Source organism: Microcystis sp. LSC13-02, assembly GCA_002282935.1.
Taxonomy (GTDB): Bacteria; Cyanobacteriota; Cyanobacteriia; order Cyanobacteriales; family Microcystaceae; genus Microcystis.
The window spans coordinates 1-8,192 of sequence record MTBT01000088.1; the positions used below are offsets into that span (position 1 = coordinate 1).

Annotated in this window: 8 protein-coding genes and 1 pseudogene; 1 reads left to right on the forward strand and 8 read right to left on the reverse strand. The window is 43.5% G+C overall.

Translation table 11 applies throughout. The features are described from left to right. Positions 1-122: 122 nt before the first annotated feature. From BGL89_RS05210 to hoxE, 8 genes are all read right to left on the reverse strand, one after another. On the reverse strand, positions 123-1,199 hold the full coding sequence (locus BGL89_RS05210; RefSeq protein ID WP_286824774.1) for an alanine/ornithine racemase family PLP-dependent enzyme: 1,077 nt from the start codon (positions 1,197-1,199) through the stop codon (positions 123-125). Positions 1,200-1,203: 4 nt separating this feature from the next. Continuing rightward, positions 1,204-2,364, reverse strand: a complete 1,161-nt coding sequence (locus BGL89_RS05215) for an N-acetyltransferase DgcN family protein (protein ID WP_353743912.1) — start codon at positions 2,362-2,364, stop codon at positions 1,204-1,206. 22 nt (positions 2,365-2,386) lie between these two features. Continuing rightward, the gene (locus BGL89_RS05220; RefSeq protein WP_286824777.1) at positions 2,387-2,596 is read right to left on the reverse strand and encodes a DUF3134 family protein; all 210 of its coding nucleotides are present in this window, start codon (positions 2,594-2,596) and stop codon (positions 2,387-2,389) included. A gap of 252 nt (positions 2,597-2,848) precedes the next feature. Next, positions 2,849-3,157, reverse strand: coding sequence for a photosystem II assembly protein Psb34 (gene psb34, locus BGL89_RS05225; RefSeq protein ID WP_286824778.1), 309 nt, complete (start codon positions 3,155-3,157; stop codon positions 2,849-2,851). 173 nt (positions 3,158-3,330) lie between these two features. Beyond that, positions 3,331-4,704: a gluconeogenesis factor YvcK family protein gene (locus BGL89_RS05230; RefSeq protein ID WP_286824779.1), complete on the reverse strand. Its 1,374-nt coding sequence runs from the start codon at positions 4,702-4,704 to the stop codon at positions 3,331-3,333. 73 nt (positions 4,705-4,777) lie between these two features. Then, the gene (locus BGL89_RS05235; protein ID WP_286824780.1) at positions 4,778-5,263 is read right to left on the reverse strand and encodes a Tic20 family protein; all 486 of its coding nucleotides are present in this window, start codon (positions 5,261-5,263) and stop codon (positions 4,778-4,780) included. Between the two features lie 95 nt (positions 5,264-5,358). Continuing rightward, positions 5,359-6,966, reverse strand: a complete 1,608-nt coding sequence (locus tag BGL89_RS05240) for a NuoF family protein (RefSeq protein ID WP_286824781.1) — start codon at positions 6,964-6,966, stop codon at positions 5,359-5,361. Positions 6,967-6,994: 28 nt separating this feature from the next. Next, positions 6,995-7,504, reverse strand: a complete 510-nt coding sequence (hoxE, locus tag BGL89_RS05245) for a bidirectional hydrogenase complex protein HoxE (protein ID WP_286824782.1) — start codon at positions 7,502-7,504, stop codon at positions 6,995-6,997. Positions 7,505-8,003: 499 nt separating this feature from the next. Here hoxE and BGL89_RS05250 point away from each other — a divergent pair. Continuing rightward, positions 8,004-8,192: pseudogene (locus tag BGL89_RS05250) on the forward strand (hypothetical protein); the annotation flags it as partial.

Sequence of the window (8,192 nt, forward strand, 5' to 3'; positions counted from 1 at the left end):
AAGGGCAACAAAGCCTGAAACTCCTGACTCCTGACTCCTGACTCCTGACTCCTACCCCCAGGAAAAACTTTTTCAGCAGACCCTAAATATATCTGTGGATATTTATTAATCGATCAAGACAGTTATGCTACTGCATTGAGAGCATAACTTTTAGTAATAAAAGGAGAAGTCATGGCGGTTAAAAGTCCTCCGTAATCAAGATTAAAACTGACTTCGCTTCCTACTTTTAACCTCTTGTTATGACTATCAAGAACTAGATGATCGCTACTAGAACCTAATATTTTTATATCCTGACTTGTTTGTAATCCAGAGATAAGAATATCCTGTCTTCCTAATGCAATAATAACTCGACGGTGAATGCCTTGGTCGATAAAGCCTGGAACATTACCAAAAGCGTCTCGACCAATTTCTCCAGAGGGTAGAGATGGTTTATCTTTGGATTCGATTACTTCAGCAATTAACCGAAAAGCATCGGTATATAAGCCTGGTATCAGTTGTCGATTAACTGTTTCACAACCTAATAAAATTGATTCTCCTAAACGCAGATTATTAATCCGACCAACTTCGCTACTTTTTTGATACCATTGATAGTTAGCAGAATTGCCTCCTGAAATAATCGGTAATTTTATTAAAAATTCCTGCTCAATTGTATCTGTTAACACAGATAATTTGCTCATATTATGTCTATCAGGTTTAATACCTCCATAACAAGCCAAATTACAACCCAGTCCAATAATTTTGATAAAGGGAAAAGCGAGGGTTTTTTTGATGAACTTGACGAGATCTTTCGGCAGTACACCTTCGCGTAAATCCCCTAACTCCGTCATGATAATAATTCGGTGTATTTTTTGCTTTTCTTGAGCATAATAGGAAAGTTCCTGAATTGTTGCTAATTCTGTATTTAAGCTGATATCTGCAATGTTAACCACTGATTCTGCTTGACTCAAGGCAGTACGCAACAGAACAAAAGTTGTCACTATTCCTGCTTGTTTCATTTTGAGAATATTTTCGATTCGAGAGTCAGCGATAAAGTTGACTCCACCTTGAATCATCGCCAAGGCGATCGAGGGATCACCCAAAATCGCTTTGGAAACTCCCATCACAGAAAGTCCCTTGCTGCCGTAGAATTGGCAGAGTAAACGAGCATTATGGCGTATTTTCGGGAGAGAAATCTCGATTCTCGGTAAAATGTCTTTCATCAGCCTATTTGCTCCCAATTGCGGGAATTGCAGCTAAAATTTCCCCTTTGATTTTCCGGTTTAATTTCGGAAAGCGATCGCATAAAGCTTGGACTAATTTCTCACATCCGTGTAACAAAACATCAGTAGTCGGTAACTGAAAATCTCGCTCATATTTGGCAATAATACGCTCAGTGGCTGCTGCAGTGAGATTTTCGTGATTAATCGCAATAGCGATAACTTTAGTGGGAGAAATTGCCTCAATTAGTGAAATTTCTTCCTGTAATTTTGCCATGGCTAAATGAGGAAAATCACAGCGAAATTTTCGGGCTGGGGGATGTTGTAAAATAACCCCATCGGGCATACTTCCTTTCAAAATTCCCACGGAACTCATAAAAGCAGGATGACTCAGAGAACTTTGTCCTTCCACTAAAATAATATCGGGTTTTTCTTGCTCAAAAGCTTGAACCACAGCATTTTCAATTTCACCGATGACAAATTGAGAAACCAAAGCATCGATCGAAACCCCATATCTTGCTCCCTGCATCAAGCTAGTTTGTCCAGTAGCGACTAAGACAGACTTAATACCCAAGCCTTGGAGAGTTTGATTAACTGCTACCGCAGTGGTCATTTTTCCGCAAGCACAATCGGTTCCTAAAAAGGCAATAACGGGTATATTTACTTGGGAAATTTTCCCAGTAAATACATGAAGATCAGCTAATTGTGGTGGTTTACGAATGTCTGTAATTTGCACACCATACTGACTAGCTTGCTCCCTAAATTCTAAATCCTCGGAGAAGAATTGATGCAAACCATTAATAATATCCATTCCTTCTGCCATTGCTTCTAAAATTAGCAGCCTTTCTAGGGGGGGAATAAACGCTTCTAAGGGTGCTTTGCCGTAGATATAACAATTGGGAACATCTCTAAGTTTTTCTAAGGCTGTTTGTAAATTAGCAAAAATGGGAATATGATTTTTTTTGTCTCCTAATGCTTCTCCCGCATCTTTTCCTGCTAAGGAACTATCCAGCACACCAACAATTGTATATATTTCTGATTGTCGGATCAAGCCAGCTGCCGTTTTTCCGTCCACACGTCCAAATTGATTTTCACAGTAAATTAAAGCCGTTTTTTTCGTTGATACCACTTTCTTAATCTCCTGAATATTAGATAATTGAAATTTCACTCCTAACTCCCAGTAAGACTATTTATTCCTCTTCTTCTATAGCATAATTATCTGGATCGATAATATCGTCTAGTTCTTCTAAAATTTGCGAATCGGGATGAGCATCAGATTGACGTAATTTTAATCTTCCTGTGCGTTCTAACCAATGGAGAAGGGTTTCTTTGGAAGTTATCTGCATAACAGGAATTGCCTGATAGCGAGGTTCTTGACTAATAGAAGGATTAATTTTCATACCTGTTTAATTTCCTGTGAGAAGTTATCTCTATTGGTTGTTCTATTGTTGATCACGAAGAAACCCACAAAAAACTGAAAAAAATTGTCAAGTTTAGCAAAGTAAAAAAGTTCAGCTGTCAGATTTACTATTTGGAAAGATAGATAGAGTCGGTTCCAATATATGCTCTTGATACTTGGGATGCAGACTCTATGGTGTAAATTAAAGTTTTCTTGTCTGACTCAACTCAAATGTCAATCCTACGGTTTTTATCTAGCTAACCGAAAAGGTGATTAATAACACCAAAGCAACCAACAAAACCGCCCCTAATCCTTGCAAAATATACCATTTTTGCTGTTCTGAAGATGGGTATTTTGATAGATAAATCTTGGGTTCGCTACCATAGTTATTGATGATTCCTTCATCATCTACTGTATAGCCCTCTGGGAGAGGTATATTAAGTGATTGATAGTTTTGCCCGTTTATATCTAGTTTAACCTCAGCAGGAATTAATTCACTTCCATCGCTTGGGGAATAGACTGTCGCACCTGTCTCTTGATTAGATTTAGTAGAGTAGTGCATGGTCATCTCTCTTGAAAATCTGAGTATAACACAGAATAAGGCGAAATGGTTTTTAGGCTAATTTTTTCCTAGGGCTTTAATCAGCAAATTTGGCTAATGTCGGCAAATTAAAGCAAAAAATACTATTTTATAACTTGACAAAGCTAGATCAAAACATTTAGTCAACTCGCTATTCACTTTTTAGCATACCAACGCCATAAAACTCGGGCTAAACGTTGGGGATCGTGACGAACTTTGGCAGTAACTTCATCTTCTGCCATTACATTCGCTAAAACAATGCGATAACCCATTTTTCCCACTTCCTCGCGATCTAAAAACACAGGATGACTATGCTCTTGGGCGTATAATTGTAGGGATTGGGGCGATGGTGCAGTTTTTTGGGCTAAAACCGCATCAACAATGCGTTCTTCGCAGACTCCTTCGATCGCTCGCAGATGATCGGCTACCGAATAATTATCCGTTTCCCCCGGCTGGGTCATAATATTACAAACATAGATGCGGGGGACTGTCACCCGTGCTAGGGCCTGACGAATTGCGGGAACCAACAAATTAGGGATAATACTGGTATAAAGACTACCCGGCCCGATAATAATATAATCTGCCTCCTTGATTGCCGCTAAAGCAGCCGGTAAAGCGACCGGATCGGCAGGATGACAGCCAATCTGACGAATTTGCCCCATGGCTTCGGTTATCTTCGATTCTCCCTCAATAATGCGCCCATCGGCTAACTTAGCCCAGAGACTAACATCGGTAAGGGTAGCAGGTAGCACTTTGCCGCGAATGGCCAAAACTTTGGCACTAGCATCGATCGCCTGTTCCAGATCGCCAGTAATCTCGGTCATAGCGCTGATAAATAAATTACCAAAACTGTGGCCCGATAAACCATCCCCAGCATGAAAGCGATATTGAAACAATTCCGTTAATAACTTTTCCTCATCGGCCAAAGCGGCGATACAATTGCGAATATCCCCTGGGGGTAAAATGCCCATTTCCCGGCGTAATCGGCCCGAAGAACCGCCATCATCAGCTACGGTGACAATAGCGGTGATATTGGAACTATACTGTTTTAAACCCCGTAAAAGCGTCGATAAACCCGTACCGCCACCGATCACCACAATTTTCGGGCCGCGATGGAGACGACGATGGGTGCGTAGGCGATCAACTAATTCCTCCGATGCGTCCGGTTGTAGTGCTTCTGTAATCGTTTCGACGGTGCGACTCTGACCCCAGAATAACAAAAAGACACCCAACAAAACCGCCAGCGGCCCGGAAACAGAATTGGGGACCAAACGGGCGATCGTTTCTAATGCTTGGGAAACAAACTCTAAAAAGCGATTAACCGGGGTTAATTTTACCCAAATAGCCAAACCGAAGGAGGTGAGAAAAACGCCGCTTAAACTGATTAAAAGCCAGCGTTTGACAAAAAGACCGGGAGAAAGCCATTTAAACCAACGATTAACCCGTTTAGGCGTTTTTCTGCCCACGGAAGCGGCTATTTTCCCCTTCTGAGCGTTGAGTTCCCGTAGGGTCTGTTTAAATGGACTCATAGATGTGGCCTGGCAGCGAACGCATTGATTCTGGAGAGACTGTAGCCGAAAAAGGGGACAAACTCAAGCTGACTTAACCTCCCACTTGAGAATAGGCCGCCTCGGAAATTGTGGGAATATCGGCGTATTTGCCGATAACCGACTGTATAATGCTGTAAACACAGGCGGCAAATGCTCCCAAAAAGACGACATTAAAAAGAGTTTCTACCACCAAATTCGCCCCTAAACCCCTAGCGACGAAACCTAAGGCCAATCCCAATAAATACACCAAAATATCGATTAAAATCGCCTGCATGGTGTTAAACCGGATAAAATGACTGATGCGGGGATTGCGTACCACAGCGAAAAAGAGGACGAAAAAGATAATTAAACTGCCAAAGCTTCCCAGAGAACTATAGAGAAAAGCTAAGGGAGTTAAAACTATTGCTAAGGCCGCTCCTAAAAAAGGAATTTGCTGAAAGATAAAGATACCGAAGGCAAAGGCCGAATATAAGGGTAAAAGATATACTAAAGCCCCAAAAATGCGATCTTTTGTATCGGTTGAGCCGCGCCAAGTCATAATCTATTGTCTCCTGAGACTACTGCTAACTTTCTCCAAGATAACCCGGCTGCTGACCTGACTTGCCGCAGCCGGAAAAATCGATCGAGTTATTCTTAAACAGAGACAGGGTGCTTGCTTTCCTGTAACAGAGCCAGATATTCCTCCTTAAAATAGTGTAGGGTACTTAAAATCGGATTGGGAGCGCTTTGACCAAGACCGCAAAGACTGGTTTCCTTGACCATTTGACAGAGATGTTCTAAGTTTTCGAGGTCGTGAATATCGGCTTTTCGAGCGATAATTTTGGCCAATAATTCAAACATTTGTACTGTTCCCGTGCGACAGGGGATACATTTACCACAGGACTCCTCGCGACAGAATTCCATATAGAATTTCGCCACTTCCACCATACTGGTACTATCATCCATGACCACCATCCCCCCAGATCCCATCATCGAACCGAGTTTGGCTAAGGATTCGTAATCCACGGGAGTATCGAGTAAATTAGCGGGAATACAACCCCCAGAGGGGCCGCCGGTTTGCACCGCTTTCACCTGACCATCGGGAACACCACCCCCCATCTCCTCGACAATTTCCCGGAGAGTAATGCCCATTGGCACTTCAATCAGCCCATTATTGCCGATTTTTCCGGTTAAAGCGAAGATTTTTGTCCCTTTACTGGTGGCAGTACCGATATTGGCGTACCAAGCGGCCCCAGAGCGGATAATAGGGGCGATATTAGCGTAGGACTCCACGTTATTAATCAGGGTGGGACAACCATCGAGGCCCGATTGGGCCGGATAGGGGGGACGGGTGCGGGGAGTGCCGCGGCCGCCTTCAATGGAATGGATGAGAGCGGTTTCCTCTCCACAGACAAAAGCTCCCGCCCCGATGCGGATATCCACCTTAAAATCGAAAGTGGACTCGAATACTTGGGAACCCATTAAACCAAATTTTTTGGCCTGATTAATCGCTTTTTGCAGACGATCAATCGCCAGAGGATATTCGGCTCTAACATAGATATAACCATGATCCGCCCCCACGGCATAGGCAGCGATCGCCATTCCTTCCAGGACTAAATGGGGGTCACTTTCCAAAACACTACGGTCCATAAACGCCCCGGGGTCGCCTTCATCCGCATTACAGATAACGTATTTTTGTTTACCCGGTTGTTTAGCCACCGTCGCCCATTTTAAACCAGTGGGATAACCCGCACCGCCCCGGCCACGCAAACCGCTTTTGGTGATTTCCTCCACCACCTGGGCCGGAGTCATCTCGTAGAGGGCCTTGTAGAGAGATTGATAGCCACCGACGGCGATATATTCCTCAATGCGATCGGGATCGATTTTACCGCTATTTTCCCGGACAATTTTGACTTGATGGGAGAAAAAGGGATGTTTGGAGTCCCCTAATTGCACCTCGGTTTTGCCGCCGTTTAAGGCCTCCACAATGCTGGCCGCACTTTCCGGGGTGACTTCTTCGTATAAGAGATCCTGGGGATCCACTTCCACCAACGGACCGCGACCACAAAAGCCCATACAACCGACCCCGACCACTTCCACTGTATCCTCTAGGTCTGCCTCTTTGACGGCAGTGGCGAGATTTTTTTTGATTTGGAGGGAGTTAGCGGCTTGGCAACCGGTGGAAGTGCAACAATGCACCCGGATGCTTTTTTGTCTAGTTTTTTCTTTCTCGGCCACTGCCAATAATTCTTGTAAGTCCATATTCTTCTCAATCCACTAGAGTGAAAAATTACTGGGAGAAACTCTGTAGTTTCGCCAAGACAGTTTCTGAATCTTGTTTAGGGGCCACGACTCCATCGAAGACCACGGCCGGCGCAATCCCACAGGCCCCGATACAACGGGCCGACCCTAGGGAAATTTCTCCATCGGCAGTGGTTTCTCCCACTTTGATATCAAAGCTGTTTTCGATGTCTTCGAGGATTTTGCCGCTGCCTTTGACATAACAAGCGGTCCCCATACAGACGATACAGGTGTGTTTTCCCGCCGGTTTCAGGGAAAAGAGATGATAGAAGGTTGCTACCCCATAGACGCGACTGAGGGGCAGTTTTAGCGCCCGGGCAACGTAGAGGAGAACATCTTCTTCTAGGAATCCAAAGGCTTCTTGCGCTTTGTGCAGGACTTCAATCAGGGCTGATTGATTATATCCTGCTCGCTTCATGGTGATGTCGAGGACTTTGAAGCGTTTATCGCCACTGGGATGCTCTTTTTTCTCCGTTTGACGAGGATTGGCAGTTTGCATAAATCTGAACCAAATAAATTTTAGGGGCGATGACGGGAAAAAGATGGAGAGTTGTCGGTTTTCCTTGCTCATCTCCCTGCTTTTATTCTGACACTGGCTCCGGAGGGCGATCGATAACTTTATCTTTCCTTTAGTTATTGGGGGATAGGGGATTTTTCTGTTATCAGCGACCAGTCAGGGGTTAGGAGATGGGGAGATGGGGTAAAAGGCTGCCCCTTGCCAGAGTGCCTCTGTCAAAAATAGCAATTAATTCTGCACGACTACTTAATTGATGAAGTGGCTCAAGGAAAGTTTGTCAACCCTGAGCAAGTTAATTTTTGTTAAGCCACTTCCCTAACCTGTGGAAGATGAATTTAACCTGTTGTTCAAGAATCTGGACTAAGATATTAAGGCAATGCTGCATTACTCTACTTTAATGCCAACGATAAGAAAGGCAATCGTACTCGATAAGATAAGAAGATGATACTTATTGAAGAATAAAGCTATATCCTCCATCAAAATGAACCAAACAACCGCCAATTATGATGAACCCTGGAAAGAAGCTTTAACCGAATATTTTGAAGCGTTTTTATGCTTCTTTTTTGCCGAAGTTCACCGATTAATTGATTGGACAAAACTTCCCGAATCCCTAGAAAAAGAACTCAAACGGATTACCGCTTCAGCAAAGACAAAAAAACGTTTCGCTGAC